The organism is Vibrio sp. 1401, from assembly GCF_033340295.1.
In genome coordinates, this window is the sequence record NZ_JAWOWF010000404.1 from 1 (window position 1) to 672 (window position 672).

Below are 672 nucleotides of genomic sequence, written 5' to 3' on the forward strand. Positions count from 1 at the left end.
GGTTCCGGCAAGTCCGTTTTGCTCACTAAGATGTAGTTCAGTAGCGCGAAGAATGGTGTCGTCATAAACGCCAGAACCATCGCGAAGTCGAGCATAGGTAGCAGTGCCGATGCCCAGAATACGACGATACCTAGCGCCAGCAATGATACCGCCAACATAATCGCTGACGTTGCTTTTGGATTGGTTTCCGCTTGAGAACGCAACAGGCGTTGTGAGTCGGCAATTACGCGCGAGTAACCGTCAATAACAGTAATCGTGCTGCCGAAAATACAGAAGAAAGCGATCACCGCGATTAAGTAACGTGACCATTCCCCGATGGTCGAAGCGTACAAGCCAACCAACTGATGCGAAAAGCCAACCCCGGAGCTCTTCAGTTCAATTCCAGAACCGTGCAGCATTAATGCACCGAGCGAAACAAACACTAGCGCCAAAACTGCTGTACCGATGTAGCCAACGTTGAAGTCAAACAGAGCAGAGCGTGGTGTTACTTCTTGCTGACTCGACTGGCGCTTTAGCCACGCTGAGGTTAAACACGAAATCTCAATTGGTGCTGGCATCCACCCCATCGTAACCACGATGAAACCAATTGCCGCAATTGACCAAGGGGAAGGCGATTCAAAGTTCGCGACGGGTTCCACTGGGTTACCAAACGCAATTGCAACAGCAAGCAGC

At 50.7% G+C, this 672-nt stretch carries 1 pseudogene; it reads right to left on the bottom strand.

Annotation, left to right across the window (positions count from 1 at the left end):
• Positions 1-672 (bottom strand): annotated as a pseudogene (locus R7Z77_RS25905) (divalent metal cation transporter); the annotation flags it as partial.